Raw genomic sequence first — 26,804 nt, 5'->3', positions numbered from 1 at the left:
TCAGCAAACTTCACTCTTCAGATTTAGCCTTGTCCCATAGGGCATCCAACTCATTCAGACTCATTTCCTCCATTTGTATACCCATATTTTCAGCCATATACTCCATCTTTTCCATTCTTTTTGTGAATTTTCCAATGGTTTTATTGAGTGCTACCTCAGGATCCACCTTCAGAAACCTGGAAAGATTGACTACTGCGAAGAGAAGATCGCCGATTTCCTCTTCAGTATGGTTGTGGGAAGGCCCAAATTCAATTAAAGACTCCATTACCTCAGCAAGCTCCTCAGACACCTTATCTGATGGGCCGCTGACGTCGTCCCAGTCAAAGCCGACTTCAGCGGCTTTTTCCTGGACCTTGAAGCTCCTCATCAGGGCTGGAAGTCTTGGAATATTTTTCAATTTCTCTGAAAGGGTTGATATATTCCTATTTTCATACTTTATCTTATTCCAATTATATACTACTTCGCTGGAATTATCCACATTTTTTTCTAAAAAAACGTGCGGATGCCTTGAAATCAACTTGCTTGCGAGACCCGTCGTTACGTCAAATGGGTAAAATTCGCCATCTTCATACCCTATCTGAGTATGAAAAACCACCTGAAGCAGCAAATCTCCCAGCTCCTCAACTATATGCTCAGGGTCCTCGTCCTCAAGTGCTTCAACTAATTCATAGGCCTCCTCCAGGACAGCCTGTCTTATGGAAAGGTGATCCTGCTCCCTGTCCCACGGGCATCCATCCTCACTTCTAAGCCTTGTCATTATATCGACTATGTCCTCGAAGGAATATCTGGATTTACGGTCGCCGACAAGAGCAGGAACGAGAAGGCTGGTAAGGACATCAATATCCTGAGATCTGTCTATTTCAGAAAGCATAAGCCTCTCTACCTTCTGGTCGGACAGCCCCGCTCTGTGAATGAGGTAAACCTGGTGCTCATCCCCATATATTTCCGACAGGATAAGCTTTATGTCCGACATTATTCTTGGATTATAGACCTGAGTGATTATGATATTGCTTCGTATGCTGACATCCGTCGATTTCAATTGAACTCCATCCAGCACCTGGAGCCCGTCGACTGGATCGATCCCTGTCGCTTCAAGCATAGGCTCGATAAAGCTCATACCTGATACGAACACTAATTCTACGTCCTTAGTCCTATCCGCAAGGAGCTTTACGGTTCTCTCTGCAACCATAGGATTCCCTGGAACATAGTAATTTACAGTACCATGGATCTTAGTCTCTTCTATGAGTCTTTCAGTTATCGAGGAATAAACCTCCTCAAAGCTTTCTCCGGTATCATAATAGCTGTCAAAGGCTTGGTAAGATATCCCCCTGGTTTTAAAATATTCCACTGCAGGATGCTTTTCAGTCCGCAGAAAATGTGGTCCTTCTCCGTTGATCCTTTCCGCAGCCGCCAGAGTCAGGTTGTCAGGGCTTCCAGGTCCTAAGCCTATTACAAATATTTTATTCATAGAATAACTCCTTATGATTTATTATTTCTCGCTCTTGAGGAATCTGCCGAGCTTATTTGCTGCTCTTCCTCCCTTGGAAAACATAGCCAGGTCTTCCTTCGTTATCGTTCCGGTAACTATAAGAAGAACCCCGTATACTACGACTCCCAGTCCTACTGCCCCGACGGTTGCCAGCTTATCAGGCATTATTGTGGACATCCCAATGTAACCCAGCTTTGCGACCGCGGCCATTCCCAGCGATGACATCAGTGGCTTGAGAAGTATTTTCTTCAGGTCGATATCCGCATTTGCCATTTTGAGGACATAATAAAAATCCAGTGTGGCTGCAACAGCATATGCTGTTACAGTACTTATTGCTGCGCCTTTTACATTTATTGCAGGGATGCCGGTGAGTATATAGGTCAGCGATATTTTAGCCACAGCCCCGAGGAAGAGGTTCCTTACAGGTATTATCGGCTTACCTAGACCCTGAATGATCGCAGTCAAGGCCTGTACAAGGGTTAGAAATACTACCCCAAGGGAAAGATAAGTCAGAATATCTCCTGTACTTGCAATTACATCGGGTTCGTTGTTGAAGTACAACAGTGCTATTATCGGCTTAGCAAGTACAAACATGCCAAGTGCAGCTGGAAGACCTATCAGAAGAGTCATTCTTATCCCTGAGGATATAAGACTCCCAAGCTCTTCTCTTGCTTTCCTGGCACTCGCAGTAGATATGGCGGGTACAAGACTCATTGAAATAGCAATCGAGAAAACCTGTGGAAGATTAACCAGCGTCTGCGCCATTCCAGTGAGCTGACCGTAGAGGTCGTTGGCTGTTTTAGACGTGTAACCTATGTCCTGAAGTCTTCTGAAGACGAGTGCTGCATCCACAGTATTCATTATTGGGGCTATCGCTGAACCGATGGTGATCGGTACAGCAATCAGAAGAAGATCCTTTATAATGCTTTTGACTGGATAATCTCCGCCTATGGTCGTCGTTGCTATCTCGTCCTTGATCGAGCTGCGTCTTTTCATATAGATGATCATTATCGTGGCAGCTCCGATTATCGCACCCATAGATCCACCGAAGGATGCACCTCCGGCAGCCATTGGAAGTCCTTTGTCAAGCAGTATGACAGTAAGTCCAAGGCCTGTAGCTACTCTGAAAAGTTGTTCCAGAACCTGTGATAGTGCCGTCGGGAACATTGTCTGGCTTCCCTGGAAAAACCCCCTGAAGGCTGCCATTATTGGTACGAATAAAAGTGCAGGGGCAAGTGCCAGAAGGGCATAGTAGGCATTTGGATTACCGATAGACTCTACTATCTTGCCTGCGCCAACTGCAACTGTAAGGGATGTAAGTATCCCCAGCACCACCAATCCCACAAGTGAGACCTTAAAGACCTTGTGGGCGTTGCGATAATCTCCCAGAGCCCTCTTTTCAGAGACCAGCTTAGCTATTGCAACAGGTATGCCTGCAGTGGAAATCGTAAGCAGAAGGACATATATAGGATAGGCAGTCTGGTAATAGCCTATTCCCTCGTCCTTGATGATATTGGAAAGAGGTATTCTGTATACCGCTCCCAATATTTTTACTATGATGCCGGCAATACCAAGTATTGCTGCACCCTTCAAATAGTTTTGACTTTTAGTCATTATTGCTCCTCCTGATGTCTTAAGGCTATTCGGTGAATTTCTTTACATCTGCCTCAGCCCTAAGCTCCTCTATATACTCATAATATTTTTCTTCTCTTATAGTCTCAAAGACTTTGTCTGAAAGCTCCTCATAGGAGTCCATTCTATCCTGCACCCATATTATGTGATAGCCTACCTCAGTCTTGACGATCCCGCTTATTTCTCCCTCTTTAAGTGAAAAAGCCTGCTCTTCGAATTCGGATATTGAGTAGTAGCCCCTTGGAAAGTATCCCAGGTCTCCTCCTCTTATCGCTGATTCACTGTCCAGGGATTCCAGCATTGCAACCTGAGCGAAGTCCTCACCATTTTGGAGTCTCTGCTGGACCCTTAAAGCATCCTCCTCTGTGCCAAGGAGTATATGACTGGCCTTGACTTCAATAAGACTTTCGTTGTTTTGGGAATAGTAATCCCTGGCCTCATCCTCATTGATCTGAATACCTGAAAGAACAAGGTCTCTGTGCTTGTCTATGATAAGCTGCTCCCTTTCGTATTTTCTGAAATACTGAGGATCAAAGCTGTTCGAGCTTAGGAAATCCTGGAAGGCCTGTTCTCCGCCCAGCTCCTCCTTGACCAATGCGATTCTCTGGTCGATCTCTTCATCGTTTACTGAAATCCCATTCTTCTCAGAGTCGGCTTCGATTAGCTTCTGGATTATCAGGTTCTCGAGGATGTTTTCACTAAGGCTTTCACCCAGCGTCTTCCCATCCATACCCACCTGTGACAGAGCATCGTCTCCGTATTGTCTCTCAAACCTGGCCTTGTTTACCTGGAATTCCATGTCGAACTCTTCCTGAGTTATCTCAATTCCATTGACCTCTGCAATTACTCCTTCCCTAGCAGTCTGACAGCCTGCCAGCAGGGCGATGACTACCAGAGTCAACAATATAGCTGATATCTTTTTATTCATAACATCACTTCCCTTTCTGAAAAACCAACTTTGAATATATTACTGCCTGCTGGAATTGTCAATGGTCTCTACCAATTCCTTCAGTCTGTTTATTATATCCGTCTTTGTAGCTATCGTTATCCCCGGCTCAGTGGAAAGGTCGAACTCCATCTCTCTTCCATATTTCCCTGAGAGCTGATTTATAAGCTCAGGTTTCAACCAATCGGGGCTTGCGAAGTCCAGCCTTATCCTGTCACGCAGCTGAAGTATATTTTTAATGCCATTCTTACTCGCCAATGCCCTTATATAGGATATGTTCATCAGGTTCTCAACTGGCTTTGGAAGATCTCCAAAGCGATCGATCAGCTCGTCTATAAGCTCCCTGTAGTCATCCATGCACTCCACTGAGGATATTTTCTTGTAAATCTCTATCTTCTGGTCTTCATCCTCAATATACCTGTCGCTGATAAAGCCGTCAATCTTAATATCTACAGTTGTGTCGATCCTTTCCTCGACGACCTCTCCCTTAAGCCTTCTGACGGCTTCTCCAAGGTATTTCACATACAGGTCATAGCCTATTGACTCAATATGGCCATGCTGCTCCATACCGAGAAGGTTTCCTGCACCTCTTATTTCAAGGTCTCTCATAGCTATCTTGAAGCCTGATCCGAACTCAGTAAATTCCTTTATGGCTCTCAATCTTTTTTCTGCGACTTCGCTGAGTACCTTATCCTTTTCATAGGTGAAGTATGCATATGCGATCCTGTTGGATCTGCCTACTCTTCCTCTGAGCTGATATAGCTGAGAAAGTCCCATTTTGTCGGCATCGTGTATTATTATGGTATTAACGTTTGGGATATCCAAACCGGTTTCTATTATTGTTGTGCATATTAGGACGTCTGTTTCCTGGTTCATAAAGTCCATCATGACATTTTCCAGCTCCCGCTCGGGCATTTGTCCATGCCCCACTGAAAACACAGCCTCAGGCACTAGCTCCTGGAGCTCAGAGGATAACTTGTCTATGGTTTCGACCCTGTTATAAACGTAGTATACCTGACCGCCTCTTGAAATTTCCTTAATTATTGCCTCGCGGATAAGAGACTTGTTGTACTCAGTCACATAGGTCTGGATTGGATACCTCTCCTCAGGAGGATCCTCAATTACCGACATATCCCTTATACCTACCAGGGACATGTGGAGTGTCCTGGGAATGGGCGTAGCTGTAAGGGTAAGCACATCCACTGATTCCTTGAGCCTCTTTAGGGCTTCCTTATGCTTGACTCCAAATCGCTGCTCTTCATCCACTATCAAAAGACCAAGGTCCTTGAACTCTACGTCCTTAGACAGTAGTCTGTGGGTTCCTACAACGACATCTATCATTCCCTTTTTCAAGAGCTTGATATTTTCCTTCTGTTCCTTGGCAGATCTGAATCTGCTCAGCATCGCGATCTTTACAGGAAATGTCCCAAATCTATCCATAAGGGTATTGTAGTGCTGTTGGGCGAGTATGGTCGTAGGTACCAATATGGCGACCTGCTTGCCGTCCATGATGGCTTTGAATGCTGCCCTTAAAGCCACCTCAGTCTTCCCGTAGCCGACATCTCCACAGAGAAGCCTGTCCATTGGTTTGGGTGTCTCCATGTCCTTCTTTATCTCCTCCGCAGACTGAAGCTGACCCTGAGTCTCCTCGTAAGGAAACATATCCTCGAACTCCCTCTGCCAGGTCGAATCCTGCGAGAAGCTGAAGCCCTTAAGCTTTTCTCTTTTTGCATATAGCTCCAGGAGGTCCTGAGCCATATCCTCTATTGCCTTCTTGGTTCTGGAACGAGTTTTTGTCCAGTCCCCTCCGCTGAGCTTATTGATCTTTGGCTTTACCGAGTCTGATCCAATATACTTCTGGATCATTCCCATTTGGTCAATAGGAAGATAAAGCCTGTCATTTCCCTTGTATTGTATATGGAGGTAGTCCTTCTTTATCCCTTGGACTGCAAGCTGCTGAACTCCAAGGTATTGACCGATCCCATAATTTTCGTGTACGACGAAATCTCCTTCCTTTAGATCCCCAAAGCTTAAGGAGGATTCCTTGGTCAGAGGCTTCCCTTTTTTCTTTCTTGTTCGCTTTCTTCCGCTTCCGAAAATATCTCCGTCACTGATTACAGCAAGCTTTATACCCTCGTACTCGAAGCCCGTTTTCAGGGAACCGGGAGTTATAAACAGCTGCCCGCTTTTTATTTCTGCATCTCTCGTCTCATGGTACTCAGAGGCTGTATCAAGCTTGTCAAGCATATCCTTCAGTCTTTTGCCTCTTCCCTCTGTACCGGATAGTATTATTGTTTTGTAGCCTTTGTACTTGAATCTTTCAAGATCCTCCTTCAGCAGGTCCAGCTTACCATGGTAAACAGTCATCTGTCGTCCAGACAGCTGATGGATCGCCTTTGGAGGGAAATCATGATCCTGTTTGAGGAAGGCCGCGCTGGTAAGACAGGTGTACTCGCTGGTATTGTCGATGAAGTCCTGTAGTCTTATCCTTGAATGGAAATGTGACTTCAGTACCTCCCCTGCCTGAAACAGCTCTGAAGCCCAGCTATCGAAGCTGTTCTCCAAGGACAGCTTGGACTCTCTGATCCTCCTGGGCTCGTCAAGAAGTATAACTGAATCCTTTCTAAGATGGTCGAGGAGACCAGAAGTGATTTCAGTTCCAAGAAAAGGCAGCAAAAGGTCTCTGTTGGGAATGTGGATGCCTTGCTTTAAAAGCTCGATGTATTTCCCAAACTTTTCCTCGGCCAGCTCCCTTGATTGCTTGTCAGAGGATGCTTTTACATAGGATGCCAGATCTCTTGAAAGAGATTCGGCTATCATAGAGCCGTCCTTAGGCAGAAGAATATCTCTGGATGGATAGATAATGATACTATCAAGGACCTCTAGCGATCTTTGGGTCCTGAAGTCGAAGCTTCTTATGGAATCGACCATAGTATCGAAAAATTCGATTCTGACGGGATTTTCCATATCCGGTGAAAATATGTCCAATATTCCTCCTCTGAGGCTGAACTGTCCCTGAGCCTCAACCATGCTGACTCTTTCATATCCGGATGCAATAAGCTTGTCGGTCATATGATCCAGAAGGTGTTCTTCCCCAAGTGAAAGGCTTATCCTATGCTCCTCAAGAGTTCTCCTTGAAAGGATCCTGTCAGACAATGCCTCTATCGAAGCGATCACAATCGTGTCCTTGGATTCAAACAATCTGGAGACAACTTTAAGCCTTTGATGTGTTCTTTCATGGCTGTGGGCATCTATGTCGTAAAATAGAAGCTCCTTCCTCGGGAAGTGGACTGTTTTAACTTCACCTGTGATGCTTTTTATGTCCTCATATAGCTGCCTGCTTCTAAGCTCATCATATGTTACCAGCAATAGCTGTCGTCCAAGGTGCAGGTTCAGAGCAGCAGAAAAATGCCCAAGGTTTTCCTCCATGAGGCCGTGAACTGCAATTGGTGATGTCTTGTCCTCTATGTCCTTCAGGAGGCTCCCATAGGACTTGAGGTGAAGCAGCGAATCAAGCAAAAAATCCTTCATTTTTATTCCTCTTCCATAACGCCGGAAGCCCAGGTTTAATCCTGGGCTGTATTTTTTATATTGAAGCTGTTCATGGCTGCATCGATACCCTCTTTAAGTATCGTTTCAACAGCCTCGGCAGCCTTTATTACCATTTTATCTACTTCTTTTCTCTCATCCGTGGAGAACCTGCTTAAAACGAAATCCGCCAGGTCCCACTCAGCAGGCTTCTTCCCGATGCCAAGCTTGATCCTTGTGAAGTCGTCTCTTTTAAGATGAGAGATTATTGACTTCATGCCGTTATGTGAGCCTGCACTTCCTTTTTTCCTTATTCGGGTGGAGCCAAACTCAATGTCTATATCATCCACTACTACAATAAGGTCTTCAACGGACAGCTTGTAATACTCAATTGCTTCCCTGACTGCGATGCCGCTGTTGTTCATGTAGGTCAGAGGCTTCATGAGAATGACCCGCTTCCCAGAGATAGTGCCTTCACCAGTCAGGGCTCTGAATTTTATCCTGTCAACCTTGATGCTGTTGGTTTCCGCCAGTCTGTCGACTGCATCGTAGCCGACATTGTGTCTGGTCTTATCATACTCTTTTCCCGGGTTACCAAGACCCACTATCAAAAACACTTGACCATCTCCCAATAACGGATCATTCAAAAATTATGCTTACTGATTCGTTGGAATTGATCCTCTTTATTGCCTCTGCGAATAGCGGAGCTACGCTTACTACCTCTATCTTGTCTATCCTGGCCTCGTCTGACAATGGAATAGTATCAGTTATTACGAATTTCTCCAGCTCTGAGTTGTGGATCCTGTCCAATGCAGGTCCGGAAAGAACGCCATGAGTTGCGCAGCCGTAGACCTTCTTGGCGCCAAAGCTCTTCAGAACGCTTGCAGCCTTTACAATCGTGCCTGCAGTGTCTATTATGTCATCTACAAGTATTACATTTTTTCCCTCGATTTCACCTATTACGTTCATTACCTCTGAAACATTTGCCTTAGGTCTTCTCTTCTCAATTATTGCAATCGGAAGATCCAGGATGTTGGCAAAGGTTCTTGCCCTCGTTACCCCTCCAAGGTCAGGAGATACTATTACTGTATCTTCATCGATTATCTTCTTGAAGTAATTTGCAAGCAATGGAATGGAGGACAAATGATCCACGGGGATGTCGAAGTATCCCTGGATCTGACCTGCGTGGAGGTCCATCGATACTACTCTGTCCGCTCCGGCCGTCGTTATCAGGTTTGCAACCAGCTTTGCTGTTATTGGTTCCCTTGCCTTGGTTTTTCTGTCCTGTCTGGCATAGCCATAGTAGGGGATAACTGCATTTATCCTGCCTGCTGAAGCTCGCTTAACAGCATCGATAAGGATCAAAAGCTCCATCAGGTTGTCATTTACAGGTGAATTGGTGGGCTGAATTATGTAGACGTCGCAGCCTCTTACGGTTTCTCCGATATTTACGTTTATCTCTCCGTCGCTGAAATGTGTTACATCACAGTTCCCAAGCTGGATATTCAGCTCAGAACAAATCTTTTTGACTAAATCTCTGTTGGCATTGCCGGTGAATACCTTTACTCCTCCAAGACAAAGGTTCATTTTACTTCCTCCTATTTATGTTTTTTGAAGCCCTTTTTCTCAACCCAGCCTTCTTTGTTTACCTGTCTGGCTCTTGCTATGGAAAGCTCACCTTCCCCCACGTCGTCTGTGATCGTCGATCCTGCCGCTATATAGCCCCATTCTTTGACCTCGACCGGAGCGACAAGATTTGAGTTGCTTCCCACAAATGCATGGTCTCCTACTATGGACCTGGATTTTGAGACTCCGTTATAGTTTACGAAAACTACTCCACAGCCTATATTTACATCCTTGCCGACATCAGCGTCTCCCACATAGGAAAGATGGCTTGCTTTTGAGCCGTCTGATATGTTTGCATTCTTGACCTCTACAAAGTTGCCTATCTTAACATGTTCCCCAAGGACACTCTTTGGTCTTAGATGAGCGTAGGGCCCTATATGGGTACCGTCCCCGACTATGCTTTCTTCTATCAGAGAAGAATCTATATCAACGCAGCTTCCTATTTTACTGTCTCTGATCCTTGAGCTTCCAAGAAGCTGGCAATCCGTTCCAATTACTGTCCTGCCCTGCAGGATCGTTCCGGGATGGACAACAGTATCCCTGCCGATCTCTACCCCTTCCTCAATGTACGTTCTGTCAGGATCGATTATGGTTACGCCATTCAGCATATGGAAGGTATTGATCCTGTTTCTCATTATATTCTCTGCCTCAGCCAGCTGCACTCTAGAATTGACTCCCATGATCTCATTGGAGTCCGAAGCTTCCAGAGCACCGACCCTTTGTCCTCTACCGTTGAGAATGCCTATTACGTCAGTGAGATAGTATTCCCCTTGGCTGTTGTCGTTGCTTATTTCTTCCAGACCTTCCTTCAGTGAGGAGGCTTTAAAACAATATATCCCAGAGTTGATCTCTCTTATGTTTTTCTGCTCATCAGAAGCATCTTTTTGCTCCACTATCTCCAGGACTGTTCCATCATCTTTTCTTATGATCCTTCCGTATCCGGCGGGATCATCCATGATAGTAGTAAGGACAGTGGCGGAATTACTGTTTTCTTCGTGATATTCCATCAAGGCCTTAAGAGTTTCGTGCTTTACAAGCGGAGTATCTCCACATAGTACTACGACCGTACTGTCATTCTCAATATGCGGCAGAGCCTGCATAACTGCAAAGCCGGTGCCGTAGGGTGCTCCATCATACATCGGCTGCTCCACGAAAACTATATCCTCTCCGGATATTTCCCCCAGGACATCTTCCTTCCTGTGTCCCACTACAACTAAATTTTTATTGATACCTGCCTTCGCAGATACATTAAGCACGTGCTCCAGCATCGGTCTGCCACATACCCTGTGCATTACCTTTGCATGGTTGGATCTCATCCTGGTGCCTTCCCCTGCAGCCAATACAATGCTTATTTTCATATGATTTACACACCTCTTTTTTAAATGCCTCTATAATATTTTAACCCATTTAACCTATAAGTCCACCCCAAATCACCAATATTTTAAATAAAAACTCCTATATAAAGCAAAAGAGCCCATTGGGCCCTTTTTACTCTGCTGTCAGCGACTTCTCATACTCTGAAAAGACGGCTTCCTGGATCTTTTGCCTTGTGGTGGCATTAATTGGGTGAGCGATGTCTCTAAATTCACCGTCAGCCATCTTCCTGCTCGGCATGGCAATAAATAGTCCATTTTGTCCCTCGATGACCTTAATGTCGTGAACGACGAATTCATCGTCAAACGTAACTGAAACTATCGCCTTCATTTTGCCTTCCTCAGTAACCTTTCTTACCCTTACGTCAGTAATCTTCATTGTCTCACCACCTTCCCCGACACATTAATTGCATTTACTATATTTATTCTACATATTTTTCAAAAATCCTTCTTTTTTTTTGAAAATTGTAAATTTTTTATTAGTTTTTTTGTTTTCAGCGTAGAAATTTGTTCTTTAATATTATTTTTGGTATGATATAATCATTCAATGGCAGGGACAAGGCATATGCGATGAGCGCCGTGCCATCATAACCGAGTATATTCAGGGGGAAAATAAATGTTTGAATTTGATTTTGATGCCAGAGCCTATAATAAGGTCCACTTCATTGGGATAGGCGGCATCAGCATGAGCGGAATGGCAGAGATACTACTTAGCAAGGGCTACCAGGTTTCAGGAACTGACAACTCTGACAGCCATATAGTCAGGCATCTGAGGGAGCTTGGTGCAACTATCCATATTGGACATTCTCCAAATAACATCGGAGATGCTGAGCTTATAATATTTACCGACGCGATCTCTCCGGACAATATCGAGCTGATAGCTGCAAGGGAATCAGGTGCTTCTGTAATAGACAGAGCTTCATTTTTGGGTTCCTTGATGAGAAATTACAAGAATTCGATCGCTGTATCGGGTACTCACGGAAAGACCACTACAACCAGCATGATCGCTACTATAATCAATAATCCACAGATGAACCCCACCATATTGCTTGGTGGAGAGCTTGACTCAATAGGTGGCAACGTAAGGTTGGGAACAAGTGAGTTTTTGCTTACCGAAGCATGTGAATACAAGGCAAATATCCTTAAATACCGTCCGTCTATGGCAATAGTTTTGAATATTGACGAGGATCACCTGGATTTTTTCAAAAGTATAGACCACATAACTGATACCTTCAGGCAGTTTGTAGACAACCTTACCGAAAAGGATGTACTGATCGCAAATACTGATGATAATCATGTTAGATCGCTTTCAAGGGCTTGCAGGGGCTTAGTAGTAACAATCGGTATTGATCAGGATGCAGATTTTATGGCTAGAAATATATCCTTTGATTCACTTGGATTCCCTTCCTTCGATCTTTTCGTCGGGGGCAGCTACGAGAGGAGCTTAACTCTTAGCGTAATGGGCAAGCACAATGTTTATAATGCATTAGCTGCTATCGCTGCTTCCTATTCTATGGGTGTGGACAGGGGCCTCGTCCTGGAGAAGATATCGTCCTACGGAGGCGTCCACAGAAGACTTGAGCTGAAGGGCTTTATGGGAGGCGTCAGGATAATCGATGACTACGCCCATCATCCCACTGAGATCAAGGCTTCACTAAATGCCATAAGAAATTCCACTAATGAAAAGGTATTTTGCATATTCCAGCCACATACCTTCACCAGGACAAAGATACTTCTGGACAGCTTCTCAGAGGCATTCTCAGATGCTGACAGAATTATAATCGCCGACATATACGCAGCTAGAGAGCTTGACAATGGCGAGGTGCATTCCAGAGATCTTGCAGAGCTTATTCGCAGGAGAGGTTATGAAGCAGTTTATCTGGGATCCTTCGATGAGATCGAGGATTATATACTCAAGGAAGCCTCAAATCACGATACGGTAATAACTATGGGAGCTGGAAATATATATCAGGTAGGGACCAATCTATTGAATAGATTTGGTGCAGACAGCCAAAAAGCAATTTAACCCCCGATTTGGGGGTTAAATTTTTTTTATATATCAATAAGCGTAGAAGCCCTTCTTGGTTTTTCTTCCAAGCAGATTTGCCCTTACCATCTTTCTTAGGAGTGGATGAGCTCTATATTTTGGATCCTGATATTCACTGTAGAGTACGTCCATTATTGCAAGGCATACGTCGAGTCCTACCAGATCACCTAAAGCCAATGGCCCTATTGGGTGGTTTGCACCAAGCTTCATGGCCTCGTCAATATCCTCTGCAGTTGCAACTCCGTCAGCAAGTATTCCTACAGCCTCATTTATCATTGGGATAAGTATCCTGTTCACAACGAAGCCCGGAGCCTCAGCTACCTCTACTGGAGTTTTCCCAAGGGATTTCGACAGTTCAACGATGGCATCCTTTGTTTCATCTGAGGTTGCTAGTCCCTTTATTACTTCAACCAGCTTCATCAAGGGCACCGGATTGAAGAAGTGCATACCTATTACCTTGTCAGGTCTTCCGGTCGAATTCGCTATCTCAGTTATTGAAAGTGACGATGTATTGGTAGCAAGTATGGTGCTTTCCTTGCATAGCACGTCCAGCTTTTTAAATGTTTCCCTTTTGACCTGCATATCCTCAGATATCGCTTCGATTACCAGATCGCTGTCTGAAACGTCGTCAAGATTAGTTGTGATTGTAATGTTGGATAGTGTTTTTTCCATTTGCTCTGCAGTTATTTTCTCCTTGGCAACGAGCTTCTCAAGGGTTTTTGCTATGGGAGCCACGCTTCCTCTTGGATTGCTCTCCTCAATGGATCTGACCCATACATTCACATCAAAATCTCTTTCGGCAAATATTTGAACTATACCCAATGCCATAGTCCCTCTGCCAAGTATGCTTACCTTCTTCATAATAGCACCTCCATTATTTTACCTTAAATTCAGGCTTTCTTTTATTCAGGAATGCATCCATTCCTTCCTTTTGGTCCTCTGTTGCAAAGCAGAGGCTGAAAAGATTCCTCTCTATCTCCATCCCTGTCTCGACATCAGTTTCAAAGCTTCTGTTGATCGCTTGTTTTGAGTATCTGACAGCCAGCTGACCCTTTGATGCAATTTTCTCTGCCAGCTCCATAGCCTTCTCCATCAGGACCTCTGGTTCGGCCACTGAGTTTACAAGGCCAAGTCTCTCTGCCTCAAGAGCATCTATTACATCTCCCGTGAAGATCAGCTCCTTTGCCTTAGCCGGCCCTACAAGCCTCGCCAGGCGGTTTGTTCCTCCAAAACCCGGAGTTACTCCCAGGCTTACCTCAGGCTGGCCAAACTTAGCTTTGCTTGAAGCGATCCTTATATCGCAGGACATGGCAAGCTCGCAGCCGCCACCAAGGGCAAATCCATTGACTGCCGCTATTGAGGGCTTGTCCATAAGCTCGATAGCCCTGAATACCTCCAGACCAAGCTTCGCGAAGCCTCTGGCACCTTCCGGATCCATATCCTTCATTTCTGCTATATCAGCACCGGCTACGAAGGCTCTGCCCTCACCCGTAAGCACAAAAACATGTACCGATTCGTCGGCAGCTATTGATTCAACGGCTGATTTCAGCTCAATAAGGAGCTTTGAGTTCAATGCGTTCAGTGCCTCAGGCCTGTTGATAGAAAGAGTTGCAATGCTTCCGCTTTTATTGATCTTCAAATGCTCATAAGTCATTTCCATCCCTCCCATTGATTATAATATATCAATACAAGGAAAATGGCAATATCAGGTTGTTCCTGATCAATATCCGGATTTACCCAAAAGCCTGAACATATTTCTCTTGTACTGCTCGACTCCGGGCTGATCGAATGGATTTACTCCCTGGATATATCCGGAGATAGCGCATGCCTTTTCGAAGAAGTATATAAGGTTGCCGAAGGAGTACTCGTCAAGCCTTGGTATAGAAATCGCCAGGTTGGGTACGCCCCCTTCCAGGTGCGCAAGAACGGTTCCCTCGTATGCCTTTCTATTTACATTTCCAATAGTCTTGCCCTGGAGGTAGTTCAAGCCGTCAAGATCTACGTCACTTCCCTTGATGACTATGTCCCTTAAATGATCCTCTACCACAATGGTAGTTTCAAAAATATTTCTGGCTCCATCCTGGATCAGCTGCCCCATGGAGTGAAGATCTGCTGTGAAGCTTACGCTTGCCGGGAATATACCCTTGCCGTCCTTGCCTTCAGATTCACCATAAAGCTGTTTCCACCATTCTCCAAGATACTGCAGCGATGGTTCATAGCTTGCAAGTATTTCAATGGTTTTACCCTTCCTGCTTAATATTTGGCGGACTGCAGCATACTGGTAGCAATTGTTTTCTTCCAGGCTTGGGTTGCTGTATTCTATGGCCGCGGCATGAACGCCCTCCAGCATCCTGTCAATGTCTATCCCCACCGATGCCAGTGGAAGCAGCCCTACTGCCGTCATAACAGAATATCTTCCGCCGATGTCGTCAGGTATGGTGAAGGTTTCGTAGCCCTCTTTATCAGCCAGGGTCTTAAGTGCTCCTCTTGTCTTGTCTGTTGTTGCAACTATCCTCGTAGATGCCTCCTCCACTCCATACCTTTTCTCCATATAGCTTTTGAAATGTCTGAAGGCTACAGCAGGCTCAGTTGTGGTTCCCGACTTGGATATGACGTTTATGTATATCTCCCGTCCATCAAGAAGGTCCATAACATCTGAATAGTATTTCGGAGACATGTTATTTCCTACGAAAATCAGTTGTGGGGCCTTTCTTGTGCCTTTATCCAGAAGATTGTGGAAGCTGTGTGTCAGAGCCTCCATTGCCGCTCTTGCTCCAAGATAAGAGCCTCCTATGCCGATCACAAGAAGTATGTCTGCATTTTGTCTGATCCTCTCAGCAGTTATCCTGATCCTGCCAAGCTCTTCCTTATCGATTACTTCAGTCCAGTCAAGCCAGCCTGTGAATTCACACCCCGGTCCTTTCCTGTCATGGAGAAGCTGGTGGGCGATATTTACCTGCGGTTTGATTATCTCGATCTCATGTTCCTTGATAAAGCCCTTTGAATAATCAAATTCAATAAACACAGTATCCCTCCTGTCTAAAAATATAACCCAGAATCAAATTCCGGGTTAATCTCCTATTCCATTACCTCCAGCAGTACTAGGGCATAATCATCATTTTGCTCTCCCCAGCTGTGGATAATGAACTTATCCTCTATTTCCTTAAGCATGTTGTCTGGATTTTTTCTTACCGTCTCAAGTACACCTTCTATTCCAAACTGCACATCATTGTGGTCCCTGGCTTCAGTTATCCCATCTGTATATAGAAGGACCTTGTCTCCCTTTTCCAGGGAAACCTCCTTCTCCTTGTAGGTAACCTCCCCAAACAGCATCGTTATTGGGTATCCCTTTATTTTCAACGGCTCTATGTGGCCTGAGTTGAATTTGATCGGGTAGCAATTATGGCCTGCATTGGAATATGTCAGCTTATGTGTCTCTTTGTCGTAAACTCCATAAAAAATTGTGAAATACTTATCCGCCTCAAGATCCAGTGCAGTAAACCTTCTATGGAGCTCCTCAAGAGTCTCGGATGGTTTCCTGATCTCATCCTTGATGCTTCTCATGGTTTCCTTGATGAACATGGTCATCATCGAGGCTGCAATCCCATGGCCTGCAACGTCGCATATATATATCCCAAGCGTCCTGTCGTCTATGTGGAAGATATCAAACATATCTCCGCTCAACATCTCGGACGCCTTGTAGATGTAGTCTACGGTAACGTTGTCTACGGCTCCTCTTTTTGGAAGGACCTTTTCCTGTATCCTTCTTGCAAAGTGGAGATCCTTGCTTATCTTCTTGTTTCTCTCGATAAGCTCGAGCTCAAGCTTACGCTCACGGGTAACATTTCGGAATACCTCGACAGCAGCATTTATCTTGCCGTTGCTGTCTTTTACGGGGGAGCTTTTGACAGAATAATACTGACCGTTGATTATCTCTTCCTTTTGAACGGTCTCCCCTGTTGCAATGCTTTTATTGGTTATACAGAAGGTACATCTTTCATCCTTGCAATATGATCTGTAGCATTCTCTTCCTACGATATCCTCTCCGAGAGCCTTTCTCATAGCACTGTTGGCAAATATTACCTTGCCCTTAAGGTCCACAACCCGGACCCAATCAGCCATACCCTCTAGGACATGGTGGTTCAGGATTCCATACTCGATGTAATCCATTCCCTCGTTTATGATTTTTCTTCCATCAATCATGATCATCACTCCAAGCCGGGCAATTTGATAAAGAATTAACTATTAGTCGTGCCCCTTACCGATCAAAACGGTGATTACCATAATTGTATACCATAATTAGTGACATTTCCACAGTATAATTGAGTGTTTGGCAAAATTCTGGCTCATTCGATGCCAAATTCAGTTGTAAAGGTTCACTGATACTTAACCGAGCTCTGCTGATCCTCAGAATACCTTGCCATTGCATAAATCGCATCTGACAATCTGTTGACGTATTTTACAACAAGGGGATCTACCTCAGCAACACCTGTGAGGCTGACGATCCTTCTTTCTGCCCTTCTGCAAACAGTTCTTGCTACATGGAGATAGCCAGATTCAGCGCTGGATCCAGGTACGATGAAGCCTGTGGGGTCATTCAATCTACCCATATACAAGTCGATTATCCCCTCCAGATATTTTATGTCCTCCTCCTTGATCTTATACATCACCTTCGTCTGATCCTCGGTAGCCAGATTTGTAGCAACGGTAAAAAGCTTGTTTTGTATGGTGAAGATCTGCTCCTTCATTTCCGGTTCCTTTACGAAGTTCTTGGCCAGTCCAAGAAATGAGCCAAGCTCGTCGACGGTACCATAGCTTTCTACTCTTATATCATCCTTCGTGACCCTTTTGTTGTCGAACAGGGAGGTCGTTCCCTTATCTCCAGTCTTTGTATAAATACCCATATCTCTCTACCTCCTACTTTGGTCTTGGCCCATAGAATTGATAATAGTCTACCTTTATTCGGCCATTGTATAGCTTCCTTTTCCTGTCGGCCTTTTTCCCGTAAAGGCTTTCAAATTCCTCATTCGAGGTTATGACATACACTGACCAGGTTTCAAGAGGTCTGAATTTGCTTCCAAAATCTGTATAAAGCTTTCTTACCTCTTCTCTTTCTCCCATCCGTTCGCCATATGGGGGGTTGGTTATAACTACCCCAAACTCGTCGTTTATGTCAACATCCCTCATGTCCTTCATAAAAAAAGCAATGTCATCCTCAAGCCCAAGATTTGCTGCATTGTCTCTGGCTCTTAATATCGACCTCTTATCTGTATCGCAGCCCAGAAGCTTCAGCTGGGAGCTGAAATCTATTGCATTTCGCGCCTTGATGCGTTCACTGCTCCATACCTCAGAGGGTATACTGCTCCATTTTTCAGCATCAAAGCTTCTGTCCAGGCCAGGAGCCATGTTCCTGCCAATCATTGCTGCCTCAATAAGAATCGTTCCTGATCCGCAGAATGGATCCAGAAGGACTCTGTCCTTATTCCAGTAGCTGAGTAATATCATTGCTGCTGCAAGGGTCTCCTTTATGGGAGCATCGCCTGCCCTGTCTCTGTAGCCTCTTTTATGCAGCCCATCACCTGAGGTGTCAAGAGTTATGGTCGCAATATCCTTTAGCAGCGATACCTCGATTCGATATCTGGCTCCTGACTTTGAAAACCATTCAATAGGGTACCTCTCCTTTAGCTTTTCCACTATCGCTTTTTCAACGATCCTCTGGCTGTCAGAAATACTGTATAGCTTGGAATTAAGGCTTTTTCCCTCGACGATGAAGGCACCGTCCTCGGGTATCCAATCTGCCCATTGGACTGCCTTAGTTCCCTGGAACAGCTCCTCAAAGCTGGTTGCTTCAAATTCAGCAAGCTTTACAAGAACTCTATCCACGGTCCTCAGCCACAGATTGGTTTTGACAATATCTTCAAGACCTCCATTAAATTCAATTTTCCCATTTTCAACCTTTATATTTTCATATCCCAGAGCCTCAAGCTCTCTTTTGGCAACTGCCTCCAGACCAAAGGTGGTGGTGGCTATCAAGCAGATATCCTTCATAAGCAACGCTCCTCTCTGTCCTAAGTATACTCAAGTTTTGGTGCTTTTAATCAGGCCTGATGATAAAGAAGGATTTCCTGTGATACTTTTTGTGATAACTTCTCATATGAGGGGTATAAAGTAACAAAACATTCAAGGAGGAATGAGTTATGAAAATAGGTACAATGTATCAAAGCGGAGACTGGAAGGGAGAAAAACACGTACCGGTCATCCACGCCCCAGAGACTGCAAAAAAAGGTGAAGAGCTTGAGGTCAAGGTCCTTGTTGGCCAAGAAATCCCACACCCCAATACCTTTGAGCACTACATAGCTTGGATCAAGGTCTATTTCAAGACAGACGAGGGCAAATTCCCAGTCGAGATAGCTACCTTCTCATTTGCTGCTCACGGTGAGTCTGAAATGCTTACCAGCCCATTTGGAGTACTTAAATTCAAGGTTCCTGCTTCAGGCTCGATCATTGCAGCAAGCTACTGCAATATCCACGGTCTGTGGGAAAACTCGGCTGCAATAGCAGTTACAGAGTAATTCGCAGCTGAATAGAATCTTGACATTGCCTTCTGCTTGTATTAATATGAGGTTAACTTTATATTGACGATGATGGAGCAAGTAGGTAGTTGGTAATGTTTTTAGAGAGAGCTGAGGTTGGTGGAAAATCGGCAGAGCACGGCACTGAATTACGATCCTGAGTCTTTTGGTAGAGCTGCACCATACGCAGCATGAGGCTTTTTGCGAATTAAGGTGGTACCACGGGTTTTCTCGTCCTTATGGAGGAGAAAGCCCTTATTTTTTTTCAGGAGGTTTTTCTATGGCAAATGTATTTGACGTTTTGAGTGAAAGAGGCTACATCGATCAGGCAACACATGAGGAGGAGCTTAGGGAGCTGCTGGAGAAGGAATCCGTAGCATTCTATATAGGCTTTGACGCAACTGCAGACAGCCTTACCTTGGGGCATTTCCTTCAGATGATGGTAATGATGCATATGCAAAGGGCTGGTCACAAGCCTATAGCTCTACTTGGCGGTGGAACTACGATGATCGGGGATCCTTCCGGAAAGTCGGATATGCGAAGAGTGTTGACAAGAGAGATAATAGACCACAATGCAGAATGCTTTAAGGAGCAGTTCAAGAGATTCCTGGACTTCAACGACGACAGGGCTATAATGGTGAATAACGCTGACTGGCTGATGGATCTTAATTTCGTAAACTTCATGCGTGAGATCGGAGTCCACTTCTCAGTGAACAGGATGCTCACCTTCGACTGCTACAAAAATAGGCTGGAGCAGGGACTTACATTTTTCGAATTTGGATACATGTTGATGCAGAGCTATGATTTTCTGTACCTGTACAGGCATCACAACTGCAAGATGCAGCTTGGAGGAAGCGACCAGTGGTCAAATATAATCGGAGGCTATGAGCTTGTGAGAAAGCTTGAACAGGACAAGGTATACGGGATGACCTTCAAGCTCCTAACAACTGCATCCGGAACAAAGATGGGCAAAACTGAGAAGGGTACAATCTGGCTGGACAGGGAAAAGACCTCCCCGTATGAACTGTTCCAGTACCTTAGAAATGTCGATGACAGAGATGTTGAAAAATTCCTGGCACTTCTGACCTTCCTTCCTATGGATGAAGTTAGAAGACTGGGTTCGCTTAAGGATGCTGAGATCAATACTGCCAAGGAGGTCCTGGCGTATGAGGTGACTCAAATGGTCCATGGCAAGGATGATGCAGATAAAGCCTTGGAGGCATCGAGGTCGCTATTTGCAGGCGATGCGGATTCGGAGTCAATTCCTTCAACCGACATGGATCCAGGGATTTTCGGAGATGGGATAGGCATTCTGGATCTTATGAGAGAGCTTGGGTTGATCAAGACAAACAGTGAAGGAAGACGTCTTGTCGAGCAAGGCGGCATTACTATAAATGGCGAGAAGGTAGAGGCTGTTGACAAGCTTGTAACGATTGAGGATTTTAAAGAAGGCAGGATATTGATCAGAAAAGGCAAAAAGGTGTATCACCAAGTAAAAATCTGATTTGGAGGGAATCCAATGCAGAATTCAGAAAAGAGGATACTGGAGCTTCAAAATATCCTGGAGGCAACTAAGCTGCTCAATGCCTCTAAGGATATCGATTTCATACTTGAGGAGCTTATGAAGACAACTCTGAGACTTATCAGCCGGGCAGATATTGGCATAATTTTTCTTTATGACAAGGATAGCAGTATGTTAAAGGCAAAATGCTCCTTCGGCTTTAGCGATATGTCCATCTCATTAAAGCCAGGGGAGTCCATAACCGGGATAACCTTTGTCAGAAAGGAGACTCTGCACCTGAAGAGCAATCAAGAGATGATGGAGCTTATGGACTTTATGGAGCCTGAAAACAGAAGGATGCTTGACGAGAAGATAATCAAGCCCATGAAGGATCTTCAAAGCTCGATAAGCTGTCCGCTTATCCATGAGGATGAATGCATTGGGGTATTTGTTCTGGACAACTATGTCGGGAAGGACCCTTTGACTGAGGATGACGTTTATCTTGCGGAGCTTATCTCAGTGCAGGCAACTATAGCAATTAGGAATGCCGAAATACATGAGAATGAGATAAGGAATCAGAGGGACTTAAAAAGCTACAGTGAGATGCTTGAGATCGAAAAGAACCGGTATCAGTATTCAACTTATCTTCATAACAGATTTACTGAGATGATCCTTAAAAAAAGTACTATTGATGATATTGTTCGAGAAGTGTCGATGCTCCTGCAGAGCGATGTTTTCGTCATTGACTCATTTTATTCCATCATAAGCTACTGTGGTGATTTCTCAGTGTCAAGAGATACTCTCTCCCTTCAAAAATCAAGTCTGCTTGATCATATGCTGGAAAATGACGAAAGCATACATTTTTCTGAAACTCTTAAGAACTGGGTGATGCTATACCCTATCACACCTGCAAATGAGCTTATGGGATGGGTAGGAGTCATACTTAGGTCAAGAGACATCAACGAGCTTGATAAAATAGCCATAGAGAAGTGCACTAACGCAGTTGCACTTGACATGATAAAGCATAATGAAATGTTTAACCTTGAGCAGTCTATAAAGGGAGATCTATTCGACAACCTTATGAATTCAGGAAGCCTGGACTCCATCGAGGCTTTTTCAAAAAGATACAAGGTCGACCTTGAAAGACCTCACAGACTCCTTTTGATAAGGCTGGAGCTTCCAAAAATTCAGGTTTCAAATTATAAGCTGATCAAGCATCTTTACGAGGAAGTAAACGCATTAGCCTTGCAGAGATTCAAAAATAGCCTTTCATTGCTGAAGGGGAATATCATCATCGTGCTGCTTGACGATACCAAAAATCCCACTCGTAAGGATATTTTGAAATTCCATCAGGATGTGGCTGGTTATTTTACCGGCTTCGGATACTCCCACAGATACTCTCCAGAGCTCTCTATGGTGGTAAGCGAGAGGATCGACGACTGGAAGCAGCTGCGTACTACCTATGACTATACCTTCAGACTTTTTGAACTAGTTCCGATTGAAAGTCTGAGGGATAAATGTATTTTTTATGAGGATTTCGAGGTCAAAAGGTTCCTTCTTAAGGCTGACAAAAGAGAGCTTGAGGAATTTGTGATCAAGACTTTCCATCCTCTCTCTGAATATCCAGGGTCCTCACGGACTGAGCTTTACCAAACCTTGAAGATTTATATCAAAAGCTGTGGTAATTGGTCCAGCACCAGGGATATTCTCCATATCCACGGCAACACTCTTACTTATAGGTTATCACGGGTCAAGGATATTCTTAGTCTGGACCTTGACGATTACGAGAAGAGGCTTAAGCTTCAGTTGGCCTTCGAGATCATTTCGATATATCCTGAGCTTGAGAAAAAAATATGCCCTGATTCCTTATAGGAATCAGGGCAATTGTTATTTGCTCAGGAAATCCAGTGCAAACTGGGTATAAAGCCCAGCGGATATTCCAAGTGCATCCTCATCAATATCGAATTTTGGATGATGGTGTGGATAATTATCCAGCTTTCCAGTATTCTTTGAACCAACGAATGCAAATGCTGACGGAGCATACTCTGAGAAGAATGCAAAGTCTTCCCCGCCGGAGGTCTTCTCGAAAGTTATTACGCCTTCTTCTCCAACTAACTTTTTGGATGACTCAGCTGCGATAGCAGACATCATTGGATCATTTATCGTCGGGATAGTCATCTGAGTATATTCCAATCTAGCCTCTGCCCTATAGGCTTGTGCAGTCATCTCGACTATTCTTTTGATCTGACCCTCAAAGGCATTATTTACATCCATGCTGTAGCATCTAGTAGTTCCCTCCATATAAGCCTCGCCGGAGATTACGTTCCATCTGGAACCACTTCTGATCATTCCAACTGTAACTACTGCAGGATCTGAAGGAGCTACCTCTCTGTTTACTATGGTTTGCAGGTTCATTACTATCGCAGATGCCACTACTGAAGCATCAACCGTCTGATGAGGCATTGCACCATGACCGCCCTTACCAGTGATATAGACCTTGAACATTCCAGCAGATGCCATTCTTGGACCAGCTTCACAGGAAATTTTACCAGTCTCGACATCGTTCCAGATATGGATACCGAAGATGCCATCTACTCCTTCCATTACCCCGTCCTTGATCATAGCAAGGGCTCCCTGGGCAACTTCCTCGCCAGGTTGGAAGATCAGCTTGATAGTACCATTAAATTCATCCTTAATTTCGTTGAGCATTTTGGCTGCCGTCAGAAGACTTGCAGTATGTCCGTCGTGACCGCATGCATGCATCATACCCACGATCTTTGATTTATAAGGGGCTGAATTCTCTTCCTGGACCTCAAGAGCGTCCATATCAGCTCTAAGTGCGATGGTTTTTCCAGGTCCTTTCCCTTTGATAATACCAACAACTCCTGTCCCGCCACATGTATAATGCTCTATGCCCATAGCCTGAAGCTCTTCCATGACCCTTTTCTGAGTGTTGAATTCCTTCATGCTTGGCTCGGGATTTTCGTGAAAATGCCTTCTCATACCTACTGAATAGTCCTGATACTTAGTCATTAGTTCCTTGATTTCCATTTTATGCCTCCCCTAGTTTAATAATAGTATCGTAGATAAGCTCAATTCCTTTTTGAAGCTTATCATAGTCTGTCCATTCTTCCTTACAATGGCTTCTTCCATCTTTACTTGGCACAAATATTAGCCCAACTTCACTGACAGCTGCCATTATCATAGCGTCGTGTCCGGCTCCGCTCAGCATCATCTGGTAGGATAAGCCCAATTTTTCTGCTGATTCCTCAAACATCCCGATCATAACTTCATTCATTCTGACCGGCTTAACATTAAGCATATCAACAAACTGGTATGATACTCCCGAAGCATCTGTCAGCTGCTCCAGATCATTGATTATCTTCTCTCTGACCCTATTAATGCTATCCTGATCTTTAGACCTGATATCTACAGTAAACACAACCTGTGCAGGAACTATGTTTGCAGCTCCCGGTTTTACCTCAAGTACACCTACAGTAGCTACTGTTCCGTTATTTTCCGCAGCAGGGTAACTGTCGATCTTTGAGATCACCTTAGCCGCTACGCTAAGAGCATCTGCTCTCATGTCCATCGGAGTAGTCCCGGCGTGATCAGGTCTGCCTGAAAGTATTATCTTGAACTCATTTATACCAACTATAAATTCAACAATGCCAACATCCTTGTTGTTTTTTTCAAGGATAGGTCCCTGCTCGATATGAAGCTCGATAAATGCCTTTACCTCTGAGGGATCTTTTTTCGATTCACCTATCCTGCGAGGGTCAAAGCCGAATTTTTCCAAAGCTTCAGCCATCGATACTCCCTCGCTGTCCTTATTTGCTAGAAGATTCTCATAGGTAACAAGTCCAGCCATTGCTCTGCTGCCAAATACTCCTGAACCAAATCTTCCGCCTTCTTCCTCGATCATAGCAACAAACTCGATGGGGTACTTGGTTCTGACTTTGTTTTCATCAAGGGTCCTCATTATCTCCAGGGCCATGACTACACCTGCAGGGCCGTCGAAGTTTCCCCCGTTCCTTACTGAATCGAAATGTGAGCCTATCATTATTGCCGGTGCATCAGGATCTGTACCCTCTCTTCTAGCGAAAAGAGTGGCCGCATGATCCTCATAGATCTTGACATCAAGTTTACCAAGCTCGCTTTTCAGGTAGTTTCTTGCTGCCCTGTCTTCCTCTGTCAGAGAGAATCTGGTCAACCCTCCATCCTTGCTGCTGTTGAACCTTGAGAGCTCTACCAGGTCTCTTTCTATTCTTTCAAGCTTTGTTATCATAACATCCCTCCTCTCTAAACTATAACTGCTTTATATTCCAGCTCACATATCCTGGACAACATAGCGCTGACATTACAGTACTTTTCTTCTGCAAGGGCTATAGCCCTCTCCAGTTTTTCCTGTTCCAGGCTTTCACCGCCGATGCTGAATAGGATGCTTATTTTTTTGTAGGTTTTTGGGGTCGTGGATTCATCCAGCTCACCCGTTATGTCCAGATCCAGTGAAGTGATGTTTAGCTTCATCTTCTCCAGGATTATCTTTACATCCACTCCCATACAACCTCCTAAGCCGACCAGCAGCATAGGCATGGGCCTGAATCCCTCGTCATCTCCGCCTGCTTCTCTTGAAAGGTCCATAGATACCTTGTGATCAAACTCATCTGCTGCAGTAAATTTCATGTTTCCATCCCAATTGCACTTTATCCTATGCATAAATTACCTCCTATGAAAAAGCGCCCTTCGAAGGCGCTTTATACTACATGTACTGGACGAATATACCTGCTATTATTACTGAGACTATAGTGACTGTAGTGAAGCCCCCTACAAGCATTTTGGGAAGCATTTCATCCATAAGGAAATCTCTTTCCTCCTGTGTCTTACCAATAGCCTTCGAGGCTTCCTCAGTGAGGATGTAGTTTGGAGGGAAGCCGTACAGTGCTGTAAGTGCAACTGCAAAGGACATCTCCTTAGTATAACCAAGCTTTTTCCCAAGTAATATGGATAGGATCGCCATACCTGTAACTCCAAGTATAATTATACCGCCCAATGGTACTACTATTTCCATAAGCATTGCAGGCGTTGCTCTTGAAAGTCCAGCAAATACGTAAGCCATAAGAACTGTTATTAGGAATCCGAATGATGTTGAAGTGTTCAAAGGTCTTTGTTCAACAAATCCTATTTCCTGAGCTATTACTCCAAAGAAAAGACACATAACGAATGGAGAAATATCAATAACTGGTTTGATGAAGCCTGCAAATGCAACTGCTGCCCATGCAGCCAATCCAAGCCTTGCAAGTGTTACATAGGTTGTCTGATAGTCCTTTGGAAGAGCTGGCAATAGCTTCTTCTTAGCAGGAGCGTCAACTGCCTTAGCCTCGTCCTTAACATGCTTGAACTCGCCAGTTCTAAATCCATTAACAAGTCGAGTTCCTTCTTTCTTTAGCATAATTGCGGTCAGAGGATAGCCTACGAAGCCTTGCATTACATACATGATTATTGCAAGTATTGCTAAATTATCCTTGCCAGCTGCAGTAGCAGCGTCCATCATGACGATAGCAGCTACGATACCTCCAGTCAATGGAGGTGTAGCAACCAGTGCTGTTTCAAAGCCAAAGATTGCAGCTCCGACTGTCATAGTCAAAGCGACGATACCAACTATACCTATCAATGCAACTGCGATGGTTCTCCACTGAGCTGCAAGCTCTCTAACAGAAAGCATAGTACCCATGTGAGTGATCAACAGGTACATGGATAGAGTTACCACTGGCATCTGGAATCCAGCCAGTGCTACTATGTCTGCTGGGAAGAATGTCCAAAATCCGAATAAAAACAATAATGCCGATACGAAAACCGATGGTACAAATGCTTTAGTCTTTGCTGAAACAAGATCGCCCAGCGAAAGTACGATAAGTACAACTGAAAAAGCCATCAACAAACTCATAGTATACCTCCCTTATTTTGTATTCTTTTAAAGTATAACAGTAAATTGGATTAATTTCTATGGTGTATAAACCAAATATTAAATAAATATTTTGAAATATCACTTAACGAATGATCTTAATTTGATTATTTTTTATCAAATAT

Annotated in this window: 22 protein-coding genes; 4 read left to right on the top strand and 18 right to left on the bottom strand. The window is 44.4% G+C overall.

From position 1 onward, the window contains the following. Nucleotides 1-10: 10 nt before the first annotated feature. The 8 genes from yabN to spoVG all read right to left on the bottom strand — a co-directional run bounded on the left by yabN (nucleotide 11) and on the right by spoVG (nucleotide 10,973). Complete coding sequence (gene yabN, locus AC4PHB_RS00840) at nucleotides 11-1,468, bottom strand: bifunctional methyltransferase/pyrophosphohydrolase YabN (protein WP_492136799.1); 1,458 nt, start codon at nucleotides 1,466-1,468, stop codon at nucleotides 11-13. 21 nt (nucleotides 1,469-1,489) lie between these two features. Then, a complete protein-coding gene (locus AC4PHB_RS00835; protein ID WP_492136798.1) occupies nucleotides 1,490-3,103 on the bottom strand; it encodes a putative polysaccharide biosynthesis protein in 1,614 nt (537 codons plus the stop codon). Between the two features lie 25 nt (nucleotides 3,104-3,128). After that, the gene (locus AC4PHB_RS00830; protein ID WP_492137780.1) at nucleotides 3,129-4,085 is read right to left on the bottom strand and encodes a SurA N-terminal domain-containing protein; all 957 of its coding nucleotides are present in this window, start codon (nucleotides 4,083-4,085) and stop codon (nucleotides 3,129-3,131) included. Nucleotides 4,086-4,088: 3 nt separating this feature from the next. Further along, nucleotides 4,089-7,598 carry a transcription-repair coupling factor gene (gene mfd / locus AC4PHB_RS00825; RefSeq protein WP_492136797.1) on the bottom strand — a complete coding sequence of 1,170 codons (3,510 nt, stop codon included), beginning with the start codon at nucleotides 7,596-7,598 and terminating at the stop codon, nucleotides 4,089-4,091. Nucleotides 7,599-7,633: 35 nt separating this feature from the next. Then, nucleotides 7,634-8,212, bottom strand: a complete 579-nt coding sequence (gene pth, locus AC4PHB_RS00820) for an aminoacyl-tRNA hydrolase (RefSeq protein WP_492136796.1) — start codon at nucleotides 8,210-8,212, stop codon at nucleotides 7,634-7,636. A gap of 22 nt (nucleotides 8,213-8,234) precedes the next feature. Continuing rightward, a complete protein-coding gene (locus tag AC4PHB_RS00815; protein WP_492136795.1) occupies nucleotides 8,235-9,182 on the bottom strand; it encodes a ribose-phosphate diphosphokinase in 948 nt (315 codons plus the stop codon). An 11-nt stretch (nucleotides 9,183-9,193) separates the two neighbouring features. Next, entirely contained in the window at nucleotides 9,194-10,579 is a 1,386-nt protein-coding gene (gene glmU / locus AC4PHB_RS00810) for a bifunctional UDP-N-acetylglucosamine diphosphorylase/glucosamine-1-phosphate N-acetyltransferase GlmU (RefSeq protein WP_492136794.1), read from the bottom strand. A gap of 130 nt (nucleotides 10,580-10,709) precedes the next feature. Then, entirely contained in the window at nucleotides 10,710-10,973 is a 264-nt protein-coding gene (gene spoVG, locus AC4PHB_RS00805) for a septation regulator SpoVG (protein ID WP_128426542.1), read from the bottom strand. 237 nt (nucleotides 10,974-11,210) lie between these two features. Here spoVG and murC point away from each other — a divergent pair, with 237 nt between their 5' ends. Then, nucleotides 11,211-12,620 (top strand): UDP-N-acetylmuramate--L-alanine ligase, encoded by a 1,410-nt coding sequence (murC, locus tag AC4PHB_RS00800; protein ID WP_492136793.1) that lies wholly within the window; start codon nucleotides 11,211-11,213, stop codon nucleotides 12,618-12,620. Nucleotides 12,621-12,653: 33 nt separating this feature from the next. Here the strand turns inward: murC and AC4PHB_RS00795 are convergent, their stop codons facing one another. From AC4PHB_RS00795 to AC4PHB_RS00770, 6 genes are all read right to left on the bottom strand, one after another. After that, nucleotides 12,654-13,502 carry a 3-hydroxybutyryl-CoA dehydrogenase gene (locus AC4PHB_RS00795; protein WP_492136792.1) on the bottom strand — a complete coding sequence of 283 codons (849 nt, stop codon included), beginning with the start codon at nucleotides 13,500-13,502 and terminating at the stop codon, nucleotides 12,654-12,656. A 13-nt stretch (nucleotides 13,503-13,515) separates the two neighbouring features. Next, nucleotides 13,516-14,295, bottom strand: coding sequence for an enoyl-CoA hydratase-related protein (locus AC4PHB_RS00790; RefSeq protein ID WP_492136791.1), 780 nt, complete (start codon nucleotides 14,293-14,295; stop codon nucleotides 13,516-13,518). Nucleotides 14,296-14,361: 66 nt separating this feature from the next. Next, entirely contained in the window at nucleotides 14,362-15,666 is a 1,305-nt protein-coding gene (locus tag AC4PHB_RS00785) for a glucose-6-phosphate isomerase (RefSeq protein WP_492136790.1), read from the bottom strand. 53 nt (nucleotides 15,667-15,719) lie between these two features. Beyond that, nucleotides 15,720-16,844: a SpoIIE family protein phosphatase gene (locus AC4PHB_RS00780; RefSeq protein WP_492136789.1), complete on the bottom strand. Its 1,125-nt coding sequence runs from the start codon at nucleotides 16,842-16,844 to the stop codon at nucleotides 15,720-15,722. A gap of 173 nt (nucleotides 16,845-17,017) precedes the next feature. Then, complete coding sequence (locus AC4PHB_RS00775) at nucleotides 17,018-17,545, bottom strand: cob(I)yrinic acid a,c-diamide adenosyltransferase (protein WP_492136788.1); 528 nt, start codon at nucleotides 17,543-17,545, stop codon at nucleotides 17,018-17,020. Nucleotides 17,546-17,558: 13 nt separating this feature from the next. Continuing rightward, the gene (locus AC4PHB_RS00770) at nucleotides 17,559-18,689 is read right to left on the bottom strand and encodes a THUMP domain-containing class I SAM-dependent RNA methyltransferase (protein ID WP_492136787.1); all 1,131 of its coding nucleotides are present in this window, start codon (nucleotides 18,687-18,689) and stop codon (nucleotides 17,559-17,561) included. A gap of 149 nt (nucleotides 18,690-18,838) precedes the next feature. On the opposite strand from AC4PHB_RS00770, the gene AC4PHB_RS00765 reads away from it, so the two are divergent. The 3 genes from AC4PHB_RS00765 (at nucleotide 18,839) to AC4PHB_RS00755 (ending at nucleotide 22,586) form a co-directional block, all read left to right on the top strand. Then, nucleotides 18,839-19,213, top strand: a complete 375-nt coding sequence (locus tag AC4PHB_RS00765; RefSeq protein ID WP_492136786.1) for a class II SORL domain-containing protein — start codon at nucleotides 18,839-18,841, stop codon at nucleotides 19,211-19,213. A gap of 280 nt (nucleotides 19,214-19,493) precedes the next feature. Beyond that, nucleotides 19,494-20,717 (top strand): tyrosine--tRNA ligase, encoded by a 1,224-nt coding sequence (tyrS, locus tag AC4PHB_RS00760; protein ID WP_492136785.1) that lies wholly within the window; start codon nucleotides 19,494-19,496, stop codon nucleotides 20,715-20,717. 15 nt (nucleotides 20,718-20,732) lie between these two features. Beyond that, a complete protein-coding gene (locus AC4PHB_RS00755; protein ID WP_492136784.1) occupies nucleotides 20,733-22,586 on the top strand; it encodes a helix-turn-helix domain-containing protein in 1,854 nt (617 codons plus the stop codon). A 15-nt stretch (nucleotides 22,587-22,601) separates the two neighbouring features. On the opposite strand, the gene AC4PHB_RS00750 is transcribed toward AC4PHB_RS00755, so the two are convergent. The 4 genes from AC4PHB_RS00750 to AC4PHB_RS00735 are packed head-to-tail and all read right to left on the bottom strand — an operon-like array spanning nucleotide 22,602 to nucleotide 26,661. Then, entirely contained in the window at nucleotides 22,602-23,765 is a 1,164-nt protein-coding gene (locus AC4PHB_RS00750) for an amidohydrolase (protein WP_492136783.1), read from the bottom strand. A gap of 1 nt (nucleotide 23,766) precedes the next feature. Then, nucleotides 23,767-25,002 (bottom strand): Zn-dependent hydrolase, encoded by a 1,236-nt coding sequence (locus AC4PHB_RS00745; protein WP_492136782.1) that lies wholly within the window; start codon nucleotides 25,000-25,002, stop codon nucleotides 23,767-23,769. A 14-nt stretch (nucleotides 25,003-25,016) separates the two neighbouring features. After that, on the bottom strand, nucleotides 25,017-25,433 hold the full coding sequence (locus AC4PHB_RS00740; protein ID WP_492136781.1) for an OsmC family protein: 417 nt from the start codon (nucleotides 25,431-25,433) through the stop codon (nucleotides 25,017-25,019). Nucleotides 25,434-25,476: 43 nt separating this feature from the next. Further along, nucleotides 25,477-26,661, bottom strand: coding sequence for a hypothetical protein (locus AC4PHB_RS00735; protein WP_492136780.1), 1,185 nt, complete (start codon nucleotides 26,659-26,661; stop codon nucleotides 25,477-25,479). Between the last annotated feature and the right edge of the window lie 143 nt (nucleotides 26,662-26,804).

This window comes from Gudongella sp. QWL-04 (genome assembly GCF_058683975.1).
This window is presented reverse-complemented; position numbering and strand designations above follow the sequence as displayed.

Bases quoted from the DNA above. Each gene is read 5' to 3' on its own strand.
- yabN (WP_492136799.1), bottom strand. From the start codon at position 1,468: ATGAATAAAATATTTGTAATAGGCTTAGGACCTGGAAGCCCTGACAAC.
- AC4PHB_RS00835 (WP_492136798.1), bottom strand. From the start codon at position 3,103: ATGACTAAAAGTCAAAACTATTTGAAGGGTGCAGCAATACTTGGTATT.
- mfd (WP_492136797.1), bottom strand. From the start codon at position 7,598: ATGAAGGATTTTTTGCTTGATTCGCTGCTTCACCTCAAGTCCTATGGG.
- AC4PHB_RS00815 (WP_492136795.1), bottom strand. From the start codon at position 9,182: ATGAACCTTTGTCTTGGAGGAGTAAAGGTATTCACCGGCAATGCCAAC.
- glmU (WP_492136794.1), bottom strand. From the start codon at position 10,579: ATGAAAATAAGCATTGTATTGGCTGCAGGGGAAGGCACCAGGATGAGA.
- spoVG (WP_128426542.1), bottom strand. From the start codon at position 10,973: ATGAAGATTACTGACGTAAGGGTAAGAAAGGTTACTGAGGAAGGCAAA.
- murC (WP_492136793.1), top strand. From the start codon at position 11,211: ATGTTTGAATTTGATTTTGATGCCAGAGCCTATAATAAGGTCCACTTC.
- AC4PHB_RS00795 (WP_492136792.1), bottom strand. From the start codon at position 13,502: ATGAAGAAGGTAAGCATACTTGGCAGAGGGACTATGGCATTGGGTATA.
- AC4PHB_RS00790 (WP_492136791.1), bottom strand. From the start codon at position 14,295: ATGACTTATGAGCATTTGAAGATCAATAAAAGCGGAAGCATTGCAACT.
- AC4PHB_RS00780 (WP_492136789.1), bottom strand. From the start codon at position 16,844: ATGATTGATGGAAGAAAAATCATAAACGAGGGAATGGATTACATCGAG.
- AC4PHB_RS00775 (WP_492136788.1), bottom strand. From the start codon at position 17,545: ATGGGTATTTATACAAAGACTGGAGATAAGGGAACGACCTCCCTGTTC.
- AC4PHB_RS00770 (WP_492136787.1), bottom strand. From the start codon at position 18,689: ATGAAGGATATCTGCTTGATAGCCACCACCACCTTTGGTCTGGAGGCA.
- AC4PHB_RS00765 (WP_492136786.1), top strand. From the start codon at position 18,839: ATGAAAATAGGTACAATGTATCAAAGCGGAGACTGGAAGGGAGAAAAA.
- tyrS (WP_492136785.1), top strand. From the start codon at position 19,494: ATGGCAAATGTATTTGACGTTTTGAGTGAAAGAGGCTACATCGATCAG.
- AC4PHB_RS00755 (WP_492136784.1), top strand. From the start codon at position 20,733: ATGCAGAATTCAGAAAAGAGGATACTGGAGCTTCAAAATATCCTGGAG.
- AC4PHB_RS00750 (WP_492136783.1), bottom strand. From the start codon at position 23,765: ATGGAAATCAAGGAACTAATGACTAAGTATCAGGACTATTCAGTAGGT.
- AC4PHB_RS00745 (WP_492136782.1), bottom strand. From the start codon at position 25,002: ATGATAACAAAGCTTGAAAGAATAGAAAGAGACCTGGTAGAGCTCTCA.
- AC4PHB_RS00740 (WP_492136781.1), bottom strand. From the start codon at position 25,433: ATGCATAGGATAAAGTGCAATTGGGATGGAAACATGAAATTTACTGCA.
- AC4PHB_RS00735 (WP_492136780.1), bottom strand. From the start codon at position 26,661: ATGAGTTTGTTGATGGCTTTTTCAGTTGTACTTATCGTACTTTCGCTG.